The organism is Kitasatospora sp. NPDC114501 (assembly GCF_055633695.1).
On the sequence record NZ_JBVKDS010000018.1, the window covers coordinates 151,649 to 172,585 of the forward strand.

21 protein-coding genes and 1 riboswitch are annotated in these 20,937 nt (G+C 72.6%); of the genes, 9 read left to right on the forward strand and 12 right to left on the reverse strand.

What is annotated here, in order from left to right:
* Positions 1-53 precede the first annotated feature (53 nt).
* Positions 54-692 (forward strand): HD domain-containing protein, encoded by a 639-nt coding sequence (locus ACZ7RU_RS30405; protein ID WP_470344170.1) that lies wholly within the window; start codon positions 54-56, stop codon positions 690-692.
* A gap of 8 nt (positions 693-700) precedes the next feature.
* Here the strand turns inward: ACZ7RU_RS30405 and ACZ7RU_RS30410 are convergent, their stop codons facing one another.
* The 5 genes from ACZ7RU_RS30410 to thrC form a co-directional block, all read right to left on the reverse strand.
* A complete protein-coding gene (locus ACZ7RU_RS30410) occupies positions 701-1,057 on the reverse strand; it encodes a hypothetical protein (protein WP_470344171.1) in 357 nt (118 codons plus the stop codon).
* A gap of 114 nt (positions 1,058-1,171) precedes the next feature.
* Complete coding sequence (gene groL, locus ACZ7RU_RS30415; protein ID WP_470344172.1) at positions 1,172-2,794, reverse strand: chaperonin GroEL; 1,623 nt, start codon at positions 2,792-2,794, stop codon at positions 1,172-1,174.
* A 335-nt stretch (positions 2,795-3,129) separates the two neighbouring features.
* Entirely contained in the window at positions 3,130-3,333 is a 204-nt protein-coding gene (locus ACZ7RU_RS30420) for a cold-shock protein (RefSeq protein WP_030057071.1), read from the reverse strand.
* Positions 3,334-3,870: 537 nt separating this feature from the next.
* Positions 3,871-4,149 carry a MoaD/ThiS family protein gene (locus tag ACZ7RU_RS30425; protein ID WP_401118504.1) on the reverse strand — a complete coding sequence of 93 codons (279 nt, stop codon included), beginning with the start codon at positions 4,147-4,149 and terminating at the stop codon, positions 3,871-3,873.
* Between the two features lie 26 nt (positions 4,150-4,175).
* Positions 4,176-5,456: a threonine synthase gene (thrC, locus tag ACZ7RU_RS30430; RefSeq protein ID WP_470344173.1), complete on the reverse strand. Its 1,281-nt coding sequence runs from the start codon at positions 5,454-5,456 to the stop codon at positions 4,176-4,178.
* A gap of 16 nt (positions 5,457-5,472) precedes the next feature.
* Positions 5,473-5,608: riboswitch (SAM riboswitch) on the reverse strand.
* 146 nt (positions 5,609-5,754) lie between these two features.
* Between thrC and ACZ7RU_RS30435 the strand changes: the two genes are divergently transcribed.
* Together ACZ7RU_RS30435 and ACZ7RU_RS30440 are read left to right on the forward strand one after the other, a co-directional pair.
* Positions 5,755-6,756: a glucosyl-3-phosphoglycerate synthase gene (locus tag ACZ7RU_RS30435; protein WP_470344174.1), complete on the forward strand. Its 1,002-nt coding sequence runs from the start codon at positions 5,755-5,757 to the stop codon at positions 6,754-6,756.
* Between the two features lie 38 nt (positions 6,757-6,794).
* Positions 6,795-8,261: an alpha,alpha-trehalose-phosphate synthase (UDP-forming) gene (locus tag ACZ7RU_RS30440; RefSeq protein ID WP_470344175.1), complete on the forward strand. Its 1,467-nt coding sequence runs from the start codon at positions 6,795-6,797 to the stop codon at positions 8,259-8,261.
* On the opposite strand, the gene otsB is transcribed toward ACZ7RU_RS30440, so the two are convergent.
* Both otsB and ACZ7RU_RS30450 read right to left on the reverse strand, forming a co-directional pair.
* Entirely contained in the window at positions 8,248-9,072 is an 825-nt protein-coding gene (otsB, locus tag ACZ7RU_RS30445; protein WP_470344176.1) for a trehalose-phosphatase, read from the reverse strand. The two genes, ACZ7RU_RS30440 and otsB, sit on opposite strands and share 14 nt — an antisense overlap.
* 387 nt (positions 9,073-9,459) lie before the next feature.
* Positions 9,460-9,687, reverse strand: coding sequence for a DUF3263 domain-containing protein (locus ACZ7RU_RS30450; protein ID WP_470344177.1), 228 nt, complete (start codon positions 9,685-9,687; stop codon positions 9,460-9,462).
* Between the two features lie 101 nt (positions 9,688-9,788).
* Between ACZ7RU_RS30450 and ACZ7RU_RS30455 the strand changes: the two genes are divergently transcribed.
* A complete protein-coding gene (locus tag ACZ7RU_RS30455; protein ID WP_387760513.1) occupies positions 9,789-10,139 on the forward strand; it encodes a cupin domain-containing protein in 351 nt (116 codons plus the stop codon).
* A 69-nt stretch (positions 10,140-10,208) separates the two neighbouring features.
* On the opposite strand, the gene ACZ7RU_RS30460 is transcribed toward ACZ7RU_RS30455, so the two are convergent.
* On the reverse strand, positions 10,209-11,489 hold the full coding sequence (locus ACZ7RU_RS30460; RefSeq protein WP_470344178.1) for an extracellular solute-binding protein: 1,281 nt from the start codon (positions 11,487-11,489) through the stop codon (positions 10,209-10,211).
* 304 nt (positions 11,490-11,793) lie between these two features.
* On the opposite strand from ACZ7RU_RS30460, the gene ACZ7RU_RS30465 reads away from it, so the two are divergent.
* Both ACZ7RU_RS30465 and nagA read left to right on the forward strand, forming a co-directional pair.
* Positions 11,794-12,741 carry an ROK family protein gene (locus ACZ7RU_RS30465; RefSeq protein WP_470344179.1) on the forward strand — a complete coding sequence of 316 codons (948 nt, stop codon included), beginning with the start codon at positions 11,794-11,796 and terminating at the stop codon, positions 12,739-12,741.
* Complete coding sequence (nagA, locus tag ACZ7RU_RS30470) at positions 12,738-13,919, forward strand: N-acetylglucosamine-6-phosphate deacetylase (protein ID WP_470344180.1); 1,182 nt, start codon at positions 12,738-12,740, stop codon at positions 13,917-13,919. Before ACZ7RU_RS30465 ends, nagA begins: the two co-directional genes overlap by 4 nt.
* Before the next feature lie 67 nt (positions 13,920-13,986).
* Here the strand turns inward: nagA and ACZ7RU_RS30475 are convergent, their stop codons facing one another.
* On the reverse strand, positions 13,987-14,994 hold the full coding sequence (locus ACZ7RU_RS30475; RefSeq protein WP_470344181.1) for a carbohydrate-binding protein: 1,008 nt from the start codon (positions 14,992-14,994) through the stop codon (positions 13,987-13,989).
* A 177-nt stretch (positions 14,995-15,171) separates the two neighbouring features.
* The gene (locus ACZ7RU_RS30480; RefSeq protein ID WP_470344182.1) at positions 15,172-16,965 is read right to left on the reverse strand and encodes a GGDEF domain-containing protein; all 1,794 of its coding nucleotides are present in this window, start codon (positions 16,963-16,965) and stop codon (positions 15,172-15,174) included.
* Between the two features lie 371 nt (positions 16,966-17,336).
* Here ACZ7RU_RS30480 and ACZ7RU_RS30485 point away from each other — a divergent pair, with 371 nt between their 5' ends.
* Positions 17,337-17,864: a flavin reductase family protein gene (locus ACZ7RU_RS30485; RefSeq protein WP_470344183.1), complete on the forward strand. Its 528-nt coding sequence runs from the start codon at positions 17,337-17,339 to the stop codon at positions 17,862-17,864.
* Positions 17,865-17,882: 18 nt separating this feature from the next.
* On the opposite strand, the gene arfB is transcribed toward ACZ7RU_RS30485, so the two are convergent.
* Positions 17,883-18,317 carry an alternative ribosome rescue aminoacyl-tRNA hydrolase ArfB gene (gene arfB / locus ACZ7RU_RS30490; RefSeq protein ID WP_387760506.1) on the reverse strand — a complete coding sequence of 145 codons (435 nt, stop codon included), beginning with the start codon at positions 18,315-18,317 and terminating at the stop codon, positions 17,883-17,885.
* 88 nt (positions 18,318-18,405) lie between these two features.
* On the opposite strand from arfB, the gene ACZ7RU_RS30495 reads away from it, so the two are divergent.
* Positions 18,406-18,903 (forward strand): hypothetical protein, encoded by a 498-nt coding sequence (locus ACZ7RU_RS30495; RefSeq protein ID WP_470344184.1) that lies wholly within the window; start codon positions 18,406-18,408, stop codon positions 18,901-18,903.
* Between the two features lie 136 nt (positions 18,904-19,039).
* Positions 19,040-19,615, forward strand: coding sequence for a TerD family protein (locus ACZ7RU_RS30500; RefSeq protein WP_470344185.1), 576 nt, complete (start codon positions 19,040-19,042; stop codon positions 19,613-19,615).
* Positions 19,616-19,720: 105 nt separating this feature from the next.
* Here ACZ7RU_RS30500 and ACZ7RU_RS30505 read toward each other — a convergent pair whose 3' ends face one another.
* Positions 19,721-20,821 (reverse strand): hypothetical protein, encoded by a 1,101-nt coding sequence (locus ACZ7RU_RS30505; RefSeq protein WP_470344186.1) that lies wholly within the window; start codon positions 20,819-20,821, stop codon positions 19,721-19,723.
* Positions 20,822-20,937: the final 116 nt, after the last annotated feature.

Genomic DNA, 20,937 nt, shown 5'->3' on the forward strand with positions numbered 1-20,937 from the left:
TCGTCAACCTACCTATAGGTCCAGCGCCGGGCCGACCCACCACAATGGCCGTCATGCCCACCACCGAGGACGAACTGCTCACCGCCTGGACGGCCCTGCTGCACCGCTGCGGGACCGCCGTCGACCCCGAGCCGTACGGGCGGGAGCTGCTGCGCCGCTGGTCGGAGCCGCAGCGCCGCTACCACACCGTCGCCCACCTGCACGCGATGCTGCGGCACGTCGACGAGCTGGCCGGACACGCCGCCGACCCGGACGCCGTCCGCCTCGCGGCCTGGTTCCACGACGCCGTCTACCGCCCCGACCGCACCGAGAACGAGGAGCGCAGCGCCGCCCTCGCCGTCCGCGCGCTGACCGCCGCCGGACTGCCCGCCGAACGGGTCGCCGAGGTCGAGCGCCTCGTGCTGCTCACCATCGGCCACGACCCCGCTCCCGGCGACCGCAACGGCGAGGTGCTCTGCGACGCGGACCTCGCCGTCCTCGGCGGCACCCCCGAGGCGTACGCGGCGTACGCGGCCGCCGTCCGCGAGGAGTACGGCTTCGTCCCCGAGCCGGACTTCCGGGCCGGGCGCGCCGCCGTGCTGCGCGCGCTCCTCGCCCTGCCCGCGCTCTACCGCACCGCCGCCGCCCGCGAGCGCTTCACGGCGGCCGCCCACGCCAACCTGACGGCCGAACTCCGGGCACCGACGGCCTGAGGCGCCTCTCAGACGAGCTTCCCCACCGGCGCCACCACCGCGCCCTGCTTGCCGCACACCCAGTGTGGCTCCGGCCCCAGCTCGGGCTCCACGCTCAGCGCGTGCGGGTCCCCGTCGGCCGCGCAGTCGGTGCACAGCGGCCAGCGCCCGTACGCCTCCAGCAGCGCGTCCTGGACGTCCTGGGCGACCAGCCCGAGCACGTACTCGGTGCCGTCCGGCCACTGCTCCAGCCACCAGCGGCGGTGGGTGACGGCCTGTTCCACCAGCGAGACGACGGCGGCGTCCGCCACCTCCCGCGCGGTGAGGTCGGCCAGGATCAGTGCCCGCGCGTTGTGCAGGGCGGTCTCGATGTCGTCGGCAGCCATCCGTCCATCCTCTCCTCAAACTCCCCCGAACGCCGAAACGCCGTGTGGGCGGCCCCCCGAAGGGAGCCGCCCACACGGACGGGGAATCAACCGATCCGATCGAAGCGATCAGGATCAGAAGTCCATGTCACCGCCCGGCATGCCGCCGCCGGCGGCCGCGGCGGCCTTCTCCGGCTTGTCGGCGATGACGGCCTCGGTGGTGAGGAACAGCGCCGCGATGGAGGCGGCGTTCTGCAGCGCGGAGCGGGTGACCTTGGCCGGGTCGATGATGCCCGCGGCGACCAGGTCGACGTACTCGTTGGTGGCGGCGTTCAGGCCGTGACCGGCGGGGAGGTTGCGCACCTTCTCCACCACGACGCCACCCTCCAGGCCGGCGTTGGTCGCGATCTGCTTGATCGGGGCCTCCAGCGCGACCTTGACGATGTTGGCACCGGTGGCCTCGTCGCCCTCCAGCTCCAGCTTGTCGAAGGCGACACCGGCCTGCAGCAGCGCGACGCCACCACCGGCGACGATGCCCTCCTCGACGGCGGCCTTCGCGTTGCGGACGGCGTCCTCGATGCGGTGCTTGCGCTCCTTGAGCTCCACCTCGGTGGCCGCGCCGGCCTTGATGACGGCCACGCCGCCGGCCAGCTTGGCGAGGCGCTCCTGGAGCTTCTCGCGGTCGTAGTCCGAGTCGCTGTTCTCGATCTCGGCGCGGATCTGGTTCACGCGGCCCGCGACCTGCTCGCTGTCGCCGCCACCGTCGACGATGGTGGTCTCGTCCTTGGTGATGACCACCTTGCGGGCGGTGCCCAGCAGGTCGATGCCGGCGTTCTCCAGCTTGAGGCCGACCTCCTCGGAGATCACGGTGCCACCGGTGAGGATGGCGATGTCGCCGAGCATGGCCTTGCGGCGGTCACCGAAGCCCGGGGCCTTGACGGCGACGGACTTGAAGGTGCCACGGATCTTGTTCACGACCAGGGTCGACAGGGCCTCGCCCTCGACGTCCTCGGCGATGATGACCAGCGGCTTGCCGCTCTGCATGACCTTCTCCAGCAGCGGGAGCAGGTCCTTGACCGAGCCGATCTTGGAGTTGGCGATGAGGATGTACGGGTCCTCGAAGCTCGTCTCCATGCGCTCCAGGTCGGTGGCGAAGTACGCGGAGATGTAGCCCTTGTCGAAGCGCATGCCCTCGGTGAGCTCGAGCTCCAGACCGAAGGTGTTGCTCTCCTCGACGGTGATGACGCCTTCCTTGCCGACCTTGTCCATGGCCTCGGCGATCAGCTCGCCGATCTGGGTGTCGGCGGCGGAGATGGAGGCGGTGGAGGCGATCTGCTCCTTGGTCTCCACGTCCTTGGCCTGGGCCAGCAGCTGGTCGGAGACGGCCGCGACGGCCTTCTCGATGCCGCGCTTCAGGGCCATCGGGTTGGCGCCGGCGGCGACGTTGCGCAGACCCTCGCGAACCAGGGCCTGGGCGAGCACGGTGGCGGTGGTGGTGCCGTCACCCGCGACGTCGTCCGTCTTCTTGGCGACCTCCTTGACGAGCTCCGCACCGATCTTCTCGTACGGGTCCTCGAGCTCGATCTCCTTGGCGATGGAGACACCGTCGTTGGTGATCGTGGGGGCGCCCCACTTCTTCTCCAGCACGACGTTGCGGCCCTTGGGGCCGAGCGTGACCTTCACTGCGTCGGCGAGCTGGTTCATGCCACGCTCAAGGCCGCGGCGAGCTTCCTCATCAAAGGCGATGATCTTGGCCATCAGAAGTGGTCCTCCGGGACACGGTCGACTGCTCGGACCAAGGGGTGCCCGCGACGGACGGCCCTGGTGTGCGGGGGTCTTTTCCCCTACCGCTCCCGGGGGCCTCACCGACCCGGTCCGCTGTCACTCTCACGCTGTGAGTGCTAACGCCAATGATTAGCACTCCGGGTGGTCGAGTGCAAGCCCAATCGACGATCCGCGAGCCGCCGCCGGGGCCGCCCCCGGAGCGCTCCGGGAACGCCGACGGGCCCGTACGACACGCGTCGTACGGGCCCGTCGAGAAGCGAGTGGTCACCAGCCGTAGGGCCGCGCCGAGCTCCTGGGGTCGGAAGGCGTCAGCCCGCGGCGCGGACCATGTCCGCCTGCGGGCCCTTCTGTCCCTGAGAGATCTCGAACTCGACCCGCTGGCCCTCCTCGAGGGTGCGGTAGCCGTCCATCTGGATCGCGCTGTAGTGGACGAAGACGTCCGCACCACCGTCGACCGCGATGAAGCCGTAGCCCTTCTCCGCGTTGAACCACTTGACGGTGCCCTGAGCCATTCCGAACTCCCCTAGTGCTGTGCTGGCCCTTCACGCGCCCGCAGGTCGCGGGCCCGGGTTGGTTGAAGGCCGGCCCGGGGAACCCCCCCTGGGCGCAGCCGTGCACGCCGCAACCCTCCGCGCGGGACGCCAGGCGGCTTCCGGTGAGCGGGTGATTGCGTCGACCGCCGCTGAATGTATCCGGACCGACGCCCTCTGCAACAGGGTCAGCCGCTGGTAATTCCATCAAGCCGGCACAGGACAGTACGGGCCGAATCGGAATAAACTCGGCATTCCACGCCGGACATAGCGGACGAATTACTCAAAGGTCTGCGGGAATTCTGACATCCGCCTGACATGTTTCCCGGGCCGGTCCCGGCGGCCGGGCGCCCCCGGGCCGCGCACTGCGGGGGCCGAAAGGGAAACCTTGTTCCCAGCCGAGCGACACTCTACTCCGGTTCGACTCGGAAATATTCCCGCAAGAATGCAAGCGGTCGCCCGTGCATACGGAGAGCGGAATTCCGTACGCGCGGGCGACCGCGGGTTCTCGCGAACGGCTCAGCAGCCGCCGGCCACCGCCGGGATGATCGAGATTCCGGCGCCGTCCCTGATCTCGGTCGCCAGGCCCTCGGCGAAGCGCACGTCGTCGTCGTTCACGTAGACGTTCACGAAGCGGCGCAGCTTGCCGGTGTCGTCCAGGATGCGGGCCGAGATACCCGCGTGGTTCTTCTCCAGGTCGGCGATGACCTCGGCCAGGGTGGCGCCCTCGGCGGTCACCTCGGCGGCGCCGCCGGTGTAGGTGCGCAGGATGGTGGGGATGCGGACGTTGGCGCTCATGACTCTCCTTGCGGGGGACGGGTGGTTCAGGCGGACGCGAGGCCGGCGGCGCGGAACGAGTCCAGCGTCGGGCGGATGACGGCGGTCATCCCGGCGTCTGAGACGGCGTCCAGGGTCTTCAGGCCGTCGCCGGTGTTGATCGCGACGGTCTCCTTGGCCGGGTCCAGCTGTCCGGTCTCGACCAGCTTCTTCAGCACGCCGACGGTCACCCCGCCCGCGGTCTCGGCGAAGATCCCCTCGGTCCGCGCCAGCAGCCGGATCGCCGCCACGACCTCGGCGTCCGTGACGTCCTCGACCGCGCCCCCGGTGCGGCGGGCGATGTCCAGCACGTACGGGCCGTCGGCCGGGTTGCCGATCGCCAGCGACTTGGCGATGGTGTTCGGCCTGACCGGCTTGATCACGTCCCGGCCGGCCTTGAACGCGGCCGACACCGGCGAGCAGCCCTCGGCCTGGGCACCGAAGACCTTGTACGGCCGGTCCTCGACCAGGCCGAGCCTGATCAGTTCCTGGAGCCCCTTGTCGATCTTCGTCAGCTGCGAGCCCGAGGCGATCGGGATCACGATCTGCTCCGGCAGCCGCCAGCCGAGCTGCTCGCAGATCTCGTACGCCAGCGTCTTGGAGCCCTCGCCGTAGTACGGCCGCAGGTTCACGTTGACGAAGCCCCAGCCCTCGCCGGCCGCGTCGCCGATCAGCTCCGAGCAGAAGCGGTTCACGTCGTCGTAGTTGCCCTCGATGCCGACCAGCTCGCCGCCGTACACCCCGGCCATGACGACCTTGCCCTGCTCCAGGTCGTGCGGGATGAACACGCAGGACCGGAACCCGGCCCGGGCCGCCGCCGCCCCCACCGCACCGGCCAGGTTGCCGGTGGAGGAGCAGGACAGCGTGGTGTACCCGAACGCCCGGGCCGCCTCGATCGCGCAGGCGACCACCCGGTCCTTGAACGAGTGGGTCGGGTTCCCGGAGTCGTCCTTGATGTGCAGCTGGGCGGTGAAACCGAGCTCCCGGCCCAGGTTGTCCGCCTTCACCAGCGGGGTCCACCCCGGGTTCAGGTTGGGCTTGGACGCCACGTCGGCCGGAACCGGCAGCAGCGGCGCGTACCGCCAGATGGAGGCCGGACCGGCCTCGATCCGCTTGCGCAGCTCCTCGGCGCCCTCGCTGCCGAACTCGTAGGCGATCTCCAGCGGGCCGAAGCACTCCAGGCAGGCGAAGCTGGGGCCGAGCGGGAAGCGGGTGCCGCACTCGCGACAGGACAGCGCGGCGGCGGGGCCGAGGTCGACGGAGACGGGTGCGGCAGTGTCGATAGCCATGACGGCGAGGCCTCTCTCCTCATCTTCCCCGTGGCGCGGTCGCGACACGGGCCGGAATTGGCACCTGTCCCGCCGGGGCCTGTCGTCGACAGCCGCGCGAGAAGGTTGCCGGGACGTCAACGGGCCGTTCCCTCAGTCCCTCTGGATGAGCTTGTGAAATTGTGGTGGTGCTCAACGGCGACCCCGGCGTGCAAAGGTCCGACCGCTGTACGAAGACTGTATCCGAAGGCGTCAATCCTGAACGGGACCGTCCGCCAAGCGAGATGACACGTCCCACCGACCCGCCGAGGAGACCTCAGTGCCCGCCGAACCGACCCCCGAGCTCCTCCCGCAGGCGGCGTCCTGGCTGCGCCGCCGCTCCTGGAGCGCGGCCGACCGGCCGGTCCGCACCCTCCTCGACGCCAAGCAGCGCACCGGTCGCACGGTCAGCGTGGTGCTCCCCGCCCTGGACGAGGAGGCCACGGTCGGCGACATCGTCCGCACCGTCCGCCGCGAGCTGATGGAACGCCTCCCGCTCGTCGACGAACTCGTCGTCGTGGACTCCGGCTCCACCGACGCCACCGCCGCCGTCGCCGCCGAGGCCGGCGCCCGGGTGGAACACCGCGACCTGATCCTCCCCCGCCTGCCCGCCGTCCCCGGCAAGGGCGAGGTGCTCTGGCGCTCGCTGCTGGTCACCCACGGCGACATCGTCTGCTTCGTCGACGCCGACCTGCGCGAGTTCGACCCGGCCTTCGTCACCGGCATCGTCGGCCCGCTGCTGACCGACGAGTCCATCCAGCTGGTCAAGGCCATGTACGACCGCCCGCTGGAGTCGGAGGGCGCCGTGCTGCCCGCCGGCGGCGGCCGGGTCACCGAACTCGTCGCCCGCCCCCTGCTCAACCTCCACTGGCCGGAGCTCGCCGGGTTCGTCCAGCCCCTCGGCGGCGAGTACGCGGCCCGCCGCTCACTGCTCGAACGGCTGCCCTTCCCCACCGGCTACGGCGTCGAACTCGGTCTGCTGGTCGACGCCCTGGAACTGGCCGGACTGGACGCCCTGGCCCAGGTGGACGTCGGCGTCCGGCACCACCGCCACCAGGACGGCCAGGCCCTCGGCCGGATGGCCGCCACCATCTACCGGACCGCCCTGGAACGCCTCGACCGCACCCACCGCCTGAAGGCCTCCGCCGACCTCGTCCACCCCCATCTCACCCAGTTCACCCGACACCCGGAAACCCGCGCGTTCACCGCCCACACCCACCCGGTGACCGCCCTGGAACGCCCCCCGATGCACACCGTCCCCGAATACGCGACCCGCCACTGACGGGTTTGCCACGCCGAACCCCAGGCAACATCCCAACCATGGGCGATCTCACGACCAACCGTTCGAGCGACACGGGCACCGCCTCCGTCCTGGTGGCCTCCAACCGGGGACCGGTGTCCTTCAGCACCGCCGACGACGGCACGCTGACCCTGCGCCGGGGTGGCGGCGGCCTGGTCTCCGGCCTGTCCGCCATCGAGGACCCGAACGCCGTCTGGGTCTGCGCCGCCCTCAGCGACTCCGACCGCAGAGCCGCCGCGGAGGCGCCCCGCGGCCGCCTCGACCTGGCCGGCCACGAGGTCGGCGGCCAGGCCGTACGGATGCTGGACATCGACCCGCAGACCTTCGCCCGCGCCTACAACGGGGTCGCCAACTCCACCCTCTGGTTCGTCCACCACCTGCTCTACGCGACCCCCACCGCCCCCTCCTTCGACGCCGGGTTCCGCACCGAATGGGCCGCCTACCAGGCCTACAACAGCGCGTTCGCCGAGGCCCTGGCCGCCGAAGCCGCCCCGGAGGCCGCCGTCCTCATCCAGGACTACCACCTCTCACTGGCCCCGGCCCTGCTCCGCGAGGCCCGCCCCGACCTGCGGATCGGCCACTTCTCGCACACCCCCTGGGCCCCGCCCGAGTACTTCCGGCTGCTGCCCGACGACGTCGCCCGGGCCGTCCTCACCGGCATCCTGGGCGCCGACCGGGCCGGCTTCCTCACCGAACGCTGGGCCCGCGCCTTCGCCGCCTGCTGCGAGGACGTCCTCGGGGCGGCCGTCGACCACGACGCGCTCACCGTGACCCTCGACGGCCGCACCACCCGCCTGGGCGTCCACGCCCTCGGCGCCGACGCCGACTTCCTGCGCGAACGCGCCCACCGCCCCGACGTCGACGACCGCCTGGCCGCCCTCCGCGAGGCCGTCGGCGACCGCCGCACCATCGTCCGGGTCGACCGCACCGAGCTGAGCAAGAACATCGTCCGCGGCCTCCAGGCCTACCGGCACCTGCTCCGCACCCGCCCCGAGTGGCACGACCGGGTGGTGCACATCGCCTTCGCCTACCCGTCCCGCACCGACCTCGCCGAGTACCGCAGCTACACGGCCCAGGTCCAGGAGCTCGCCGCGGCCGTCAACGCCGAGTTCGCCACCCCCACCTGGCAGCCGGTGGTCCTGCACGTCGACGACGACTTCCCGCGCTCCCTCGCCGCCTACCGCCTCGCCGACGTGGCGCTCGTCAACCCCATCCGCGACGGCATGAACCTGGTCGCCAAGGAAGTGCCGGTGGTCTCCGACAACGGCTGCGCCCTCGTCCTCTCCCGCGAGGCCGGCGCCCACGCCGAACTGGGGGACGACGCCCTCACCGTCAACCCGTACGACGTCATCGCCACCGCCGACGCCCTCCACGCCGGCCTCGGCATGAGCCCGGAGGAGCGCGCCGACCGCACCAAGCGCCTGGCGGCGGCGGCCACCGCGCTCCCCCCGCAGCAGTGGTTCCTGGACCAGCTCAACGCGCTGTGAGCGCGTCCCCCAGGGCCCCCAGCAGCTCCACCACGCCCTCCGGCCCGGCGACCACCAGGTCCGCCCGGTCGGCCAGCTCCCGCACCGGCGCGTCCCCCACCGCACCGGCGCACACCAGCACGCCGGCCATCCCCTCGCCGCGCAGCTTCTCCACCGCGGCGAACGCCGCCACGTCCCCCAGGTCGTCCCCCGCGTAGAGCACCGAACGAGCCCCCCGCTCGCGCAGGAACCCGGTCAGCGCGGCTCCCTTGTCCACCCCCGGCGGCCGCAGCTCCAACACCAGCCGCCCGGGCTCCACCACCAACCCGTGCTCCGCCGCCAACTCCTCCACCGGCGCCCGCAGCAGCGCCAACGCCTCCTCCGGCGCCGCCGTCCGCCGGGTGTGCACGGCCACCGCCCGCCCCTTGTCCTCCACCCACGTCCCCTCGGGCGCCCCCACCCGCTCCAACACCCCCGGCAACCCCGCCCGCACCCGCGCCACCCCCGGATGCACCTCCGGCGCCGAAAGCTCCCCGCCCTCCCACCGCTCGGCCCCGTAGTGCCCCAGCACCACCACTCCCGGCACCCCCGCGAACCCCCCGTACTCCACCGCCACCCCGGCCGGCCGCCCCGTCACCACCACCACGGCCCCCACCGCCGACCCCAACCGCCGCAACGCCCCCACCACCCCCGGATGCGCCCGCGCCCGCCCCGGATCCGCCACGATCGGCGCCAACGTCCCGTCGAAGTCCAACCCGATCACGGCATCCCCGGGCGCCGCCAGCAACGCGCGCACCCCGTCCCGCCCAGCCTCGGTCCCCGGCACAAACATCTCTTCAAAACCCATACCGAAGCCCCTACCCCGGACCGCCCCCCTCCGCACACCCCCAGCGAGCGCGCAGGGCGAAAGCCCGCGCGCCCAGAACCCACCCCCACCAACCCCCACCCACGCGCACCCGTCCCCCCTCCCCCACCCACGTGCACCCGTCCCACCCCCTCCCCCACCCACCCACCCCTCCCACCCAGCGAGAGGGACGCGCTGCGGAAGGGGGCGGCGCAGGGGGTGGGTGCGGAGAGGGGCGTGACGGGTGATTTTCAGACTGCCAACGCACCCAACGACCCCACCCACGCCACCGGCAGTCTGAAAATCATCCAGCCCCCGCAGCACCCACCCCCGGAGCCGCCCCCGACCCCCCACCCTCCCGAAAGCCCGAACGACTCAACGAGCCTCCCGCCGCGCCTCCCGAACCCGCCGCAACCGGTTCACCAGCACCGGCGCCTGCGCCAACGCCTCCTCCCGGTCCAGCAGACCGTTCAGCACCTGGTAGTACCGCGTCGAGGAGAGCCCCAGCTCCTCCCGGATCGCCCGCTCCTTGGCCCCCGCCGTCCGCCACTGCCGCCCCTCCAGCGCCAGCACCGCCCGGTCCCGCTCAGTCAGCTCGCCCACCGGAAAACCTCCGTCCACCACTACGGAGTGTCATTCTCCCGCGCAAGCCCGACACACACTGATCGCCCCACCGCGGCCCCGCCCCGGGCTACGGTCACCCCATGACCACGCCCGGCTTCGCCCTGCACATCCCCACCGCCGACCTCGACCCCGATCCGCTGGACCCGTCCCAGATCGTCTCCGGCACGCCCGAGGTCTCCGGCAGGGTGCTGTCCGAGTCGGCCGACGGCCGCCACCTGCGCGGCCTCTGGCAGATCACCCCGGGCGTGGTCACCGACGTCGAGGCCGACGAGATGTTCGTGGTGCTCAGCGGCCGGGCCACCATCGCGATCGAGGGCGGTCCGACCCTGGAGGTCGGTCCCGGCGACTGCGGGGTCCTGCGCGAGGGCGACCGCACCACCTGGACGGTCCACGAGACCCTCCGCAAGGCCTACGCCATCACGCTCCCCTGACCCCTCCGCCCGTCAAGGCCGCCCCGCCCGGACCGGACTCCCGCCCCACCCCGGTCCGGGCCTCCGGTCCTACTTGCGGACCTTCGCCGCCTCCTTCACCGCCGCGTCCTGAAGCCCGCCGAGCACCTGCTTCGGGTCCCCCGTCACGGCCTGCCCGATCCCGGCCTTGATCTGGTTGCTGACCTCGCCCCAGGCCGGGTCCCCGAACGGGTAGAAGCTCGCGTTGGTCAGTCCGACCGCGAACTGCTTGAGGTCCTCGTGCCTGGGGTCCGACGACATCTGCCCGAACGCGTCCTGGGTGACCGGCAGGAGGTTGTACTGCTCGTCGAACTTCAGCTGGTTGTCCTTGTCGTAGACGAACGACAGGAACTTCTTGATCTCGTTCTTGTGCCCGTTCGCCTTGAACGCCATCATCCAGTCCGCGACCCCGAGGCTCCCGGTCCGCCCGACGCCGTCCTTCTTGGGGATCGGCGCCGTCCCGAATTCGATCTTCCCGGCGGTCGCCATCCGCAGCAGCGTCGGATGCCCGTTCAGCATCGCGACCTTCCCGGCGGCGAAGTCCTGGAACACCGGGGTGCGGTTCATCTTGCCCGGTTCCGGGTACGTCAGCCCGGTGCCCACCAGGTTGCTCTTCAGCCAGTTGAAGGTGGCCTGGTTCTGGGGGCTGTCGATGGTGTAGTTGCCGACGTCGTCGGAGATGCTGCCGCCGCCGCTCAGCGTCCAGAGCATCGACTCGGCCGGCGCCTCCTCCGGCCCCAGCGGCAGCCCGTACGGGGTCACCCCCGGCACCTTGGCCTTGATCTTCTCCGCGTCCTGCCGCAGTTCGTTCCAGGTGGCCGGCGGCTGGGTGATCCCGGCCTGCCGGAACACCGCCTTGTTGTAGAAGAGCACCCGCGACGAGGACACGAACGGGATCCCGTACTGCGTCCCGAGCACCTGCCCGGCGTGCGCGAAGGTGTCCAGGAACCTGGCCTGGGTGTCCACCGAGAGCACGTCGGAGGCCGGGTACAGCCGGTCCGCCGCGACCTGGTCGGCGAAGCCGCCGGTCTGGAGCAGGTCCGGCGACTTGCCGGCCGCGATCATGTCCTCGACCTTCTTGCCGATCTCGGTCCAGCTGTCCACCTCGACGCTGACCCTGATCCCGGGGTTGGCCGCCTCGAAGTCCCTGGCGACCGCGTCCCAGTAGTGCTTGGAGTTGGTCTCGGGGCTCTCCCCGTAGTCGGCCGCGACCAGCCTGAGGGTGACCGGTCCACCGTCCTGTCCGCCGCAGGCGCTGACCGCGGTGAGGACCAGTGCTCCGGCCAGCGCACCGCCGAGCACACGGGTGGGAACGTGGACGCGCCTGTTCAACGCGGGTACCGCCTTCGGGGGGATGAACTTCGACCGGAACGGGGGATTCCGGCAGGGGGACGCGCAACACTGCCAAACCCGCCGACCACCGGTCCACACCACCGGCCCGCGCCGCCCCAGGAGTTATCGAAGTGCCCGGAGTCATTGCACGATGCGCAACAAAACCCCCGTCCGCACCGTTCACGGACCCCGGCGCAAAGGCCCGCACACCCCCGCAGCTGCGACAAAGCTCACCCAGTATGGACCAGACCAATCCGACAACTGGACTAGACCTCTTCCACCCGCCCAAGGGAAACTGTCCTCCGTGAAGCACGTCATCGCACTCGATGTAGGCGGCACCGGCATGAAGGCCGCGCTGCTCGCCCAGGACGGCTCCGTGCTGTTCGAGGCACGCCGACCGACCGGGCGGGAGCACGGCACGGACGCCGTCGTCGCCGCCATCCTCGACTTCGCCACCGACCTGGCGGACGAGGGCCGCAGCCGTTTCGGCGTCGCCCCGCTCGCGGCCGGTGTCGCCGTCCCGGGGACGATCGACGAGAGGAACGGCGTCGCGGTCTTCTCCGCCAACCTCGGCTGGCGGGACCTCCCGCTGCGCAAGCTCCTCGGCGAGCGCCTGGCCGCACCGGACGGCAGCGCGATGCCGGTGGCCCTCGGCCACGACGTGCGCTCCGGCGGCCTGGCCGAGGGCCGGCTCGGAGCCGGCCGCGGCGTCGACCGCTTCCTGTTCGTCGCCCTCGGCACCGGCATCGCCGGCGCCATCGGCATCGAGGGCCGGATCGAGGCCGGTGCGCACGGCTACGGCGGGGAGATCGGCCACGTCGTGGTCCGCCCCGGCGGCCCGCAGTGCGGCTGCGGCGCCCGCGGCTGCCTGGAGACGCTGGCCTCCGCCTCCGCCGTCTCCCGCGCCTGGGCCGAGGCCAGTGGCGACCCCGACGCCGACGCGGCATCCTGCGCCGCCGCGGTGGACGCCGGGGACGACCGCGCCCTCGCGGTCTGGCAGCGGGCCGTCGACGCCCTCGCGGACGGCATCGTCCTGGCCCAGAGCCTGCTCGACCCGTCCACGGTGATCGTCGGCGGCGGGCTGGCCGAGGCCGGCGACACGCTCTTCACGCCGCTGCGCGCGGCGGTCACCGAGCGCCTGACCTTCCAGATGCCCCCGAAGGTCGTACCCGCCATGCTCAAAGACACCGCCGCGTCCCTGGGCGCGGGCCTGCTCGCCTGGGATCTGCTCTCCATGGAGGTGACCGCGTGACCACCGCGGACCGTGACCGTACTGCCCTGGCCGGTGCCCGGCTGGTCCTGCCCGGCGGCGTCGTCGAGGGCGACCGCCTGACCGTCGAGGGCGAGCGCATCGCCGGCCTCGGCGGCGACACCGAGCCCGGCGACCTCGACCTGACCGGGTACACCGTCGTCCCCGGCTTCGTCGACCTGCACGTCCACGGCGGCGGCGGCGCCTCCTACGCCTCCGGCATCGCCGAGGAGGCGCTGCTGGCCGCCCGCACCCACCTGGAGCACGGCACCACCACCACGGTGGCCTCCACCGTCACCGGCGAGATCGACGAGGTCGCCCGCCAGGCGCACGTCCTCTCCGAACTCGTCGAGGACGGCGTCCTGGCCGGCATCCACTTCGAGGGCCCGTTCATCTCGCACAACCGCTGCGGCGCCCACCGCCCCGACCTGCTGCGCGAGCCCGACCCGGCGCTGGTGCGCAAGCTGGTCGACGCCGCCCGCGGCCACGCCAGGATGGTCACCCTGGCCCCCGAGCTGCCCGGCGGCCTGGACTCGGTGCGGATGCTCGCCGACCTCGGCGTGATCGCCGCCGTCGGCCACACCGACGCCGACTACGCCACCACCCTGGAGGCGATCGACGCGGGCGCCACCGTCGCCACCCACCTGTTCAACGCCATGCCGGGCATCGCCCACCGCGCCCCCGGCCCGATCGTGGCGCTGCTGGAGGACGAGCGGGTCACCGTCGAGCTGATCAACGACGGCGTGCACCTGCACCCCTCGGTGCTGGACCTCGCCTACGGCACCGCCGGCGCGAACCGGGTCGCCCTGATCACCGACGCGATGGGCGCGGCCGGCATGGGCGACGGCCTCTACCCGCTCGGCCCGCTCCAGGTCGAGGTCAGGGAGGGCGTGGCCCGGCTGGTCGAGGGCGGCGCGATCGCGGGCTCCACCCTCACCCTGGACGTGGCGTTCAAGCGCTCGCTCACCGTCAACGGCCTGAGCCTGAACCAGACCGTCGAGTCGCTGTCCGCCACCCCGGCCCGGCTGCTCGGCCTGAGCGACTCGATCGGCTCGCTGGAGACCGGCAAGCTCGCCGACCTCGTCGTGGTCGACTCCGACGGCTACGACCTCGTCGCGGTGATGCGCCGCGGCCGGTGGGTGCTCGGCGGCGAGAGGTTCTCCACCGTCAAACCCGCCTGAGCGACGCCGACGGCCGCCCTATCCCCTGCGGGGACGGGCGGCCGTGGTGCGTCGGGGGCGGGCCGGATCAGCCGTTCGGCTCGATGGTGATCTGGTCGATCAGGATCGGCCCGGAGGGCACCGTGAAGGTCACCGAGTTCGACCCGGCCTGGAACTGCGGGAGTATCCAGGTGGAGTACCAGGCGGACGCCTGGTCCTTGGGCGGCGGCCCGTAGAGCTTGTACGTCACCCCGCTCGGCCAGTCCTTGCCGTTCACCACGGCCGCGCCCTTGAGCTCGGCGCCCGCGTAGTTGTAGTGCACGGTCAGCTTGTACGTCCCGGCGGTGGCGATGTCACCGGTCCACGTCACGGAGCCGCCCGGCTGGAGCGTCAGGTAGCTGCCGTCGGCCGACTTGGCGCCCTTGACGCTGTTGCCGGAGGGCGCGTTCTGCGCCTGGAGCTGGCCGGCGTCCACGGTCGACGGACCGGCGATCGGGGTGGCGGTCGCCGACGGGCCGGTGCTCGCGGCCGAGGCCGTCGGAACCGGGGTGTTGGGGGCGGGCGGCGCGGTGGTCGCGGTGCCGCCCTTGGCGTTCTTGTCGTCCGGGTCCCCGGTGGAGAGCGCTATGCCCGCGCCGATCGCTATCGCCGCGACCACGGCGACCGCGCCGATCACCGCGCCCTTGCTCCGGCCGCTGCTGCGGGGCTCCTCCCCCGGCTGCGGCCGGGAGTGCTCCGCGTAGCGGGCCTGCTGGGTGGGCGCGGCTCCGTACTCGGGCTGCTGCGGCACGCCGGGCTGCCCGCCGTACGGGGCCTGCGGCTGACCGCCCTGGTACCCCTGCGGCGGCATGCCCTGCTGGCCGTACGGCTGCTGCGGTGCCCGCTGCGGATAGCCGTACTGGGCGCGCCCGACCTCCATCGGGCGGCTGTACGGCGTGCGCGGGACGCCCTGCTGCGGCTCGGCCGGCTGCCCGGTGGAACCGTCGGCCGGGCGGTAGAGGTAGCCGAACGGGTCGTCGTCCTGCGGGGCACCGCCCCCCTGGCCCTCGGGCACTCCGTTGCTGCCGGCGGTCGTCACGGTGGTCTGCTCCCCCATCCGGTGCGCCACCTGCTGCGGGCGGCGCGGATCATGGACGCTGTCGTACCGGGAACCCTACCTGTCGTACCTGACAGCGGGAAAAGAACCCTTGACAACTCACGGGTAACCAGGCCCGACCAGGGCGGCACCGCACACCCGCGCCCCGCCGTCCAGGCGCCGGTCCGCCCTCGCCGCTCAGCCCGCGCGCCGGTGCGAGCGCTCGGCGCGCGCCCCGCGCACCGCCCCGCCCCGGGCCCGCTTCTCGTCGTACATCCGTTCGTCCGCGGTCTGTAGCACCTCCTCGATGCTCATTCCGCAGCCGGCCCAGCCGACCCCGAGGCTCACCCCCACCCGCATCGCCCGGCCGTCGATCCGCATCGGCGGGATGATCGCGCCCCGCAGCCGGTGGGCGAGGTCCTTGGCCTCCTCGCGGCCGATCCCGTCGGCCAGCACCACGAACTCGTCACCGCCGAGCCGGGCCACCGTGTCGCCGTCCCGGACGGCCTGGCTCAGCCGCCGGGCGACCTCGACCAGCACCGCGTCGCCCGCGTTGTGGCCGAACCGGTCGTTGATCGACTTGAAGCCGTCCAGGTCGCAGAAGAGCACCGCGAGCCCCTTGTCCACCGGCGCCGCACCGCCCGAGCGGAACGGCGCCGACCAGGCGTCGCCGCCCGGCCCGTACTCGGCCGGGACCACCGCGTGCACGTGCTCCCCGTAGCCCGGGCCGAGCCCGCCGGGCAGGCCCTCGGGCAGCCCGTAGCCGTGCACCGGCCCGGCGTACGGGTCCGTGCCCTCCAGCCCCTCGCGCGCCGTGTGGGCGCTGTAGCCGTAGGAGTCGGCGGGGTAGCCGTACGGCTGCGGGTATGCCGGCTCGACCTGGCCGGCGGTGGCGCCGACCGGCTGCGGCTGGGCGCAGAGCCGGCGGGCCAGCCGGGCCTTGAGCTCGGCGCCGTTCGGCAGCCCGGTGAGCGCGTCGTGGCTGGCGCGGTGGGCGAGCTGGAACTCGTGCCGCTTGCGGTCCTCGATGTCCTCGACGTGGGTGAGCAGGAAGCTGGGGCCCTCGGCCGCGTCCGCGACGATCGAGTTGCGCAGGCAGACCCACTGGTAGCCGCCGTCCCGCCGGGACAACCGCAGCTCCGCTCGGCCGCTCTCGGCGCTGGTGCGCTCCAGCAGCGCCCGGTCCTCGGGGTGCACGAGGTCGGCGAAGCTCTGCTGGCGGAGCACCGCCCGGGGCCGGCCGAGCAGTCGGCAGAGCGCGTCGTTGACCCTGGTCAGCTGGCCGCGCCCGACGCCGTGCAGCTCGGTGATCGCCATCCCACTGGGCGCGTACTCGAAGGCCTGGCGGAAGCTCTCCTCGCTGGCCCGCAGCGCCTGCTGCTCCTTCTCCAGGCGGGCCAGCGCGCGCTGCATCTCGGCCCGCAGCCGGGCGTTGCCGATCGCGATGGAGGCCTGTAGCGAGAACATCTCCAGCGCCTCGCGGGTCCAGGCGCCGGGCCGTTTGCCGCTGCGCGGGCGGTCCACCGAGAGGACGCCCAGGAGGTCGCCGCCGGCGCTGTACATCGGGGCGAGCAGCCCGTCGGCGGGGTGCCAGTCGTTGGCGTACACCGGCAGCGGTCCGTCCCCGATCCAGCGCGGGATGTCGCTGGCGACGGCCCAGCCGCGGTCGTACGGCAGGAAGCGCAGGGTGCCCCAGTGGTCGCTGACGCCGAGCAGCCGGTCCCAGGACTCCCGGGAGCCGACCTGGCCGAGCAGCACGGAGGGGCCGCCCATCGGGCTCTCCTCCAGTTCCCAGACGGCCGCCACCACGAGGTCGCCGTCCGGCCTGACCAGGCTGACCGCGGCCGCGTCGAAGCCGAGCCCGTGCACCGCGCCTTCGACGACGGCCTGGAGCGTGCCAGCGAGGCTGCGGGCAGCGTTGAGGTCCGCCACGACCCGGTGCAAGGTGCGGAGGGTCGCGAGACGGACGTAAGGCTCCGACTCGGCTTCCATGCGGGGGCTCCCCGGCTGCTTCGGATAGTTCTTGATTGGTTATCGTCCGATTGCCAGAAGAACTGAATCACAGGGAGCACAGCGCTCGGCACGCTCGGTCAGCAATAGGTCATCACTTGTGACTTAAATCACACGACACTAATGCGTCCTTCATCAGTTCATCTGCCCCATAGCGGGACATAAAGAGCTATCGGTACATTTCTGGTGGTCGACCGCATCGGCCCCGGGCTGAAGCCGACTGCGCCCCCCAGTCCGGTCGCTTCACTCCTGAGGGTGAGTTCGGCCACCGGGGGCGACCCTTCGGCCGCACCGCCGGTCCTACGACCAAGGCCCGATGCCGTTTCCCCCGGGTGACGACTACCGTGCGGTACGTGTACCCGTCGCCGCAGCCCGAAGCTGCCTCCCACGCCACGCCCGACGAGTTCCGGGCTGCCCTCTCCCAGCTCGCCGCCGGCGTGAGCCTGGTGACCGTCCACGACCCGGAGGACGGCGAGGACGTCGGCATGACGGCCACGTCCTTCCTCTCGGTGTCGCTGGAGCCGCCGCTGGTGCTGATCTCGGTCCGCGAGGACTCCCGGATGGACGAGGTGCTCTCCCGGGTGGACACCTGGGCGGTCTCGGTGCTGGCGGAGGGGCAGAAGACGCTCGGCTCCCGGTTCGCCATGAAGGGCCGGCTCAGCGACCGGCTGCTGTTCGCGGACACCCCGCACCACCGCGGCCCGCGCACCGACGCCCCGCTGGTCGACGGCGCGCTGGCCACCGTCGAGTGCCGCACCGAGCAGCGGATACCCGCCGGTGACCACACCCTGCTGCTCGGCCGCGTCCTGGAGGCCGTGGTGCCCGACCCCGGCGGCCGCCCGCTGCTCTACTTCCGCGGCGGCTACCGCACCCTCGGCTAGCGCCTGGGGCGTGGCCGGCTACTCGCCGCCCCGCGGCGACCGGCGGCCCTGCTTCAGCTCGGAGCGGTGCCGCTTGTTGTACAGCCGCCGCTCGACCATCCCCCGGCTCGGCCTGGTCGCCCGACGGGACTTCGGCGGCGGTGCGCACGCCTCGGTCAGGATCGCCGACAGCCGGGCCGCGGCCGCCTCCCGGTTGCGCCACTGCGAGCGGAACTCCGAGGCCTGGACCACCAGCACCCGGCCGTCCACCAGTCGACCGGCCAGCCGCTCCAGCGCGCGCTCGCGCCACACCTCGGGCAGCGCCCTGGTCGAGGCCAGGTCGAAGCGCAGCTCGGCCTTGGAGTCGGAGGTGTTGACGTGCTGGCCGCCGGGGCCGGAGGAACGCGAGAAGCGCCAGACGAGCTCGGCGTCGGGGACGACCACCGACCCCCGTACGCGGATGGGCTCGGACATGCGTCCATCATCCCGCGCCCGCCCCGCCCGGTCACGCGGTTAATCGCCCGCTCCCACCGGTTACCCCCACGCGCCCCGAGCCCCGACAATGGCGTACGTGATCGAGCTCGGCTACTCCCTCTCCAACCGCTTCCCCGACCCCCCGCAGACGGACTACCGCACCGCGTCCGTGCACGCCCTGCGGTACGACCTGTTCTGCGGCGACGTCTACCTGGACGGCGAGGACGCGGGGCTGTCCACCGCCTGGGGCTGGGTACCGGTGCTCGACTTCGCCTGGGCGCTGTGCGACATCGCCGAGCTCCTGGACCGCGACCCGGACGGCGTCCGGGCCGCCCGGGTGCAGACCGCCGACCTCGACTTCACCCAGAACACCGAGCTGCTGCGCTTCGCCCGCCGCTTCAACTGGGTCGAGGTCACCGCGACCTGGCTGCCGGACGAGCCGCCGGTGGTGGTCCGCCACGGCGAACTGCGCCGCGAGGCCCGGGACTTCCTCCAGGACACGCTGGCCGACCTCTTCGACATGCACCCCGACCTGGCCGACAATCCGAACATCTGGACGCTACAGGGCCGATTCCGGCGGATCTGACACCTGCTTTGCCCGGGCTTTGCCCTCCGATCGGCGCCCACGAAGAAATTCACGGCCCCCTGCGGAACCAAGCCGCCGGAGTATCGCGTTGTCCCGGGAAAAAGCGCACGAAACGAACGAAGGGACTGCAAACGTCATGCCAGTGAGCCTCTCCAAGGGTGGCAACGTCTCGCTGACCAAGGAGGCCCCCGGCCTGTCCGCGGTCACCGTCGGCCTGGGCTGGGACGTCCGCACCACGACCGGCGCCGAGTTCGACCTCGACGCCAGCGCGATCGTCGTGAACGCGGACGGCAAGGTGCTGTCCAACGCCCACTTCGTCTTCTTCAACAACACCAGCACGCCGGACAGCACCGTCGTGCACACCGGTGACAACCGCACCGGCGAGGGCGCGGGCGACGACGAGGCGATCAACGTCAACCTGGCCGGCCTGCCGGCCGAGGCCGTCAAGATCACCTTCCCGGTCACCATCTACGACGGCGTCGCCCGCGGCCAGAACTTCGGCCAGGTCCGCAACGCCTACATCCGCGTGGTGAACGCGGCCGGCGGCGCCGAGATCGCCCGCTACGACCTCTCCGAGGACGCCGCCACCGAGACCGCGATGATCTTCGGCGAGCTCTACCGCAACGGCGCGGAGTGGAAGTTCCGCGCCGTCGGCCAGGGCTACGCCTCCGGCCTGGCCGGCATCGCCCAGGACTTCGGCGTCCAGATCTGACGCACCCGCGGAGAACACCGCGGCGCGGGAAGTCGGTCCGTCCGACTTCCCGCGCCGCGGTTCCTTCGTTTCCGGGCCCGTTTCCCGGGCCCCGATTCCGGGGGCTCAGCGCGAGGCGCGCAGCTCCGGCAGCTCGATCAGCTCGGTCTCGTCCTCCGGCGTCAGGTCCACCACGGTCGGCTCGCCCCGCTCCGACCGCTCGGCCGGCTCCGCCGCCCGGGCCTCGGCCTCGGCCTTCGCGGCCACCGCCTCGTCGCCCACCACGTCCGCCAGGTCGGCGCGCTCCCCCAGTTCGGCGACGCTGCCCACCGCCGGCGCCGGGGCCGCCGGGCGCACCGCGGCACCCGAGCCGCGGCCGAAGAAGCTGAAGCCCTGCCCGCGCGCCTGCCCGGACTGCGCCGGACGCGGCCGCTGCCGCTCCCCCGGCGCGGGCGCCGCGACGGGCGCCGCCGGCGTCCCGCCGAGCTGACCGACCGTCGCGGTCAGCGCCGGACGCACCGGCGCGGGCCGCACCGGCGACTGGGCCTCCGGAGCCTGCCCGGGGGTGGGCACCGAGGGCGCCACCGGGGCCGGCACGGCCACCGGCGCCGGTGCCGCAGCGGGCGCCGGAGCGGTGCGCGCCCGCAGCGCGACCTCCGCACCCGCCGTACGCGCCCACCGGTCCTCCTGCTCCGCCGCGCGGCGCTCCAGCTGCCGCAGCGCGGCCGCCGCCCGCACGTACGCGGCCGGGCTGGCCGGGTGCTTGGGACGGCTCGCGGCGAGCGCCCGCTGGGCCGCCTCGGCCTCCTTGAGCGCCTGCTCGGCCACCGCCACGGCCCGCTCGCGCAGCAGCCGGGCGATCTCGGTCTCGGCCTTCGCCAGCCGCGACTTCTCCGCCGTCAGCCGCCGCCCGAAGCGGGTGGCCCGCTCCTCGGCGACCTCCGCCGCGTACTCGGCCTCGGCCAGCTGCTCCTCGAACCGCTCCTCGGCGCGCAGCCGCTGCGCCGCGGACACCTCGGCGGCCGCGCGGGCCGCCTTGTCCCGCTGGCGCAGCAGCAGCGCGAAGCCGAGCGTCGCGATCACCGCCGCGACGCCCACCGAGCGCACCAGGACGGTGTCCTGACTGAAAAGCAGCGCGGCCAGTGCGGCGACCAGCAGTACGCCGGCGGCGGTGGGGGGAAAGACCCGGCCGAGGACGGAGGAATGACGGTGGCGTCCGCGAGACATGTCCAAGAAACTAGCGTGCGAATTGGGGCCGTGTCAGCCCAGGGTCCCCTTCCGCCCTTGACAGGGTGCGGTTTTTACCGCACGTGCCCGGATTCTCACGCAAGATCACGAAGACG

Excerpts from the sequence above, each read along its gene's own strand:
- ACZ7RU_RS30405 (WP_470344170.1), top strand. The coding sequence starts at position 54 with ATGCCCACCACCGAGGACGAACTGCTCACCGCCTGGACGGCCCTGCTG.
- ACZ7RU_RS30410 (WP_470344171.1), bottom strand. The coding sequence starts at position 1,057 with ATGGCTGCCGACGACATCGAGACCGCCCTGCACAACGCGCGGGCACTG.
- groL (WP_470344172.1), bottom strand. The coding sequence starts at position 2,794 with ATGGCCAAGATCATCGCCTTTGATGAGGAAGCTCGCCGCGGCCTTGAG.
- ACZ7RU_RS30420 (WP_030057071.1), bottom strand. The coding sequence starts at position 3,333 with ATGGCTCAGGGCACCGTCAAGTGGTTCAACGCGGAGAAGGGCTACGGC.
- ACZ7RU_RS30425 (WP_401118504.1), bottom strand. The coding sequence starts at position 4,149 with ATGAGCGCCAACGTCCGCATCCCCACCATCCTGCGCACCTACACCGGC.
- thrC (WP_470344173.1), bottom strand. The coding sequence starts at position 5,456 with ATGGCTATCGACACTGCCGCACCCGTCTCCGTCGACCTCGGCCCCGCC.
- ACZ7RU_RS30440 (WP_470344175.1), top strand. The coding sequence starts at position 6,795 with ATGGGCGATCTCACGACCAACCGTTCGAGCGACACGGGCACCGCCTCC.
- otsB (WP_470344176.1), bottom strand. The coding sequence starts at position 9,072 with ATGTTTGTGCCGGGGACCGAGGCTGGGCGGGACGGGGTGCGCGCGTTG.
- ACZ7RU_RS30455 (WP_387760513.1), top strand. The coding sequence starts at position 9,789 with ATGACCACGCCCGGCTTCGCCCTGCACATCCCCACCGCCGACCTCGAC.
- ACZ7RU_RS30475 (WP_470344181.1), bottom strand. The coding sequence starts at position 14,994 with ATGGGGGAGCAGACCACCGTGACGACCGCCGGCAGCAACGGAGTGCCC.
- ACZ7RU_RS30480 (WP_470344182.1), bottom strand. The coding sequence starts at position 16,965 with ATGGAAGCCGAGTCGGAGCCTTACGTCCGTCTCGCGACCCTCCGCACC.
- arfB (WP_387760506.1), bottom strand. The coding sequence starts at position 18,317 with ATGTCCGAGCCCATCCGCGTACGGGGGTCGGTGGTCGTCCCCGACGCC.
- ACZ7RU_RS30495 (WP_470344184.1), top strand. The coding sequence starts at position 18,406 with ATGGCGTACGTGATCGAGCTCGGCTACTCCCTCTCCAACCGCTTCCCC.
- ACZ7RU_RS30500 (WP_470344185.1), top strand. The coding sequence starts at position 19,040 with ATGCCAGTGAGCCTCTCCAAGGGTGGCAACGTCTCGCTGACCAAGGAG.
- ACZ7RU_RS30505 (WP_470344186.1), bottom strand. The coding sequence starts at position 20,821 with ATGTCTCGCGGACGCCACCGTCATTCCTCCGTCCTCGGCCGGGTCTTT.